General features: G+C 41.0%; 1 protein-coding gene. It reads left to right on the forward strand.

The genetic code is table 11. The annotated features are described in order from the left end of the window. The first annotated feature begins 489 nt into the window (after nucleotides 1-489). Entirely contained in the window at nucleotides 490-1,785 is a 1,296-nt protein-coding gene (gene ltrA / locus EAI83_RS17005; protein ID WP_009323505.1) for a group II intron reverse transcriptase/maturase, read from the forward strand. The last annotated feature ends 56 nt before the right edge of the window (nucleotides 1,786-1,841 follow it).

Below are 1,841 nucleotides of genomic sequence, written 5' to 3' on the forward strand. Positions count from 1 at the left end.
TTCCAGTTGTGCGCCCAGCTAAGGGTGTGTAGTCAAGCCGGTGGGATTCCGGTTTATCCAAGGTTTAGCCAACCAGATAATAGCGAGTCTTGGGATGATGCCGGTAACGGCATCTGACAAGCGTAGACAGCAAGAAAGCAGGGTTGAATAGTGATTGAGCTTCGAAACGTTAACTTCAGTCGGTCGACGTCTTAACTGGTGCGGAAGACAATATCATGTAATGCGATATGGCGAGTGTTATGTGGCACTGCGGAGTCAGAGAACCAATCATGTTTTACATTGTGAATACACATCAACTGGGGAGAACCTGCCATTTCTCGAAGAAGAGTATGAAATTGCAACTGAAAACGGAGTATTTCAAATGAATGGTAGGTGGTCGGACAATCCCATAGTACTGTAGAAATCGGGCAATGCCGATGGAGGGAAGGGGATTGCATAGTAAAGGTCTTACTGAGGACACATTATCCGTACTCAGGGACGGAGGAAATAATGGAAACGAAATTAGTAAGAATAGCTGAGATATCAGCAACATCAAAACATCCTATATTTACATCAGTGTACCACTTGATAAATGAAGATATGCTAAAGCAATGCCATAAGGAATTAGATGGGAACAAAGCAGTCGGAATTGACAAGGTAACTAAGGATGAGTATGGGAAGAACCTTGATAGAAATATCAAGGAACTGGTACAGAGGTTGAAAAACAAATCCTTTAAGCCACTTCCGTCACTGAGGGTATATATACCTAAAGGAAATGGAAAGAAACGACCATTAGGGATTGCTTCCTATGAAGATAAGATTGTACAAATGGCAGTGAAGAAAATACTGGGAGCTATTTATGAACCGAGATTCCTAAACTGCATGTATGGATTCAGACCGAATAGGGGGTGTCACGAAGCAATAAAAGAAGTATACCAACGGATAAGCTATGGAAAAATCAGCTATATCGTAGATGCCGATATCAAAGGTTTCTTTGACCATATCGACCATGATTGGATGATGAAGTTCCTTGAATGGAATATACAGGATAAGAACTTATTGTGGCTAATACGTAAATACCTTAAAGCAGGAATAATGGAGCAAGGAAAATTCGAGCCAACAGAGGAAGGTTCGGCACAAGGCTCAGCAATGAGTCCGATGCTTGCAAATATATACATGCATCATGTGCTGACGCTGTGGTTTAAGCTGGTGGTGCAAAGGGAAATGCAGGGAGAGTGTTTTCTCGTCAACTTTGCGGATGATTTTGTTGCAGGATTTCAATATAAGTCAGAAGCTGAAAGATACTATAAAGAGTTAAAGGAACGAATGGAAAAGTTTGGACTGGAGCTGGAAAGTAGTAAAAGCAGACTAATTGAATTTGGGAGATTTGCAGAGCAGAATCGTAGAGCAAGAGGAGAATGTAAACCTGAAACATTTGATTTTCTGGGGTTTACCTTCTATTGTAGCAAAACTCGAAAGGGAGGTTTCGTGCCAAAGGTACAGACTTCAAGAAAGAAGTTAGAGCAAAAGGTTAGAGCATACAAGAACTGGATTTACGATAATCGAAATCGACCAATGCGAGAAATAATTAAAGAGTTGAACGTAAAACTAATTGGACACTATCGGTATTATGGTGTTACATGGAATTTTCGGAAGATAACAACATTCCTGCATAGAGTACAACAGTTTCTATTCAAAGCCATGAATCGGAGAGGTTGTAGACGGGCATACACATGGAATGGATTTGTGGAAATGCTCAAGTATTACCCGTTAGCAAAACCTAAAACGTACTATTGTTTATATTGAAGCGAATGTTACTATGAGGAGCCGTATGCGGGAAAGCCGCACGTACGGATCTGTGA

It is taken from the genome of Blautia sp. aa_0143, from assembly GCF_004167315.1.
Classification (GTDB): Bacteria; Bacillota; Clostridia; order Lachnospirales; family Lachnospiraceae; genus Blautia_A; species Blautia_A fusiformis.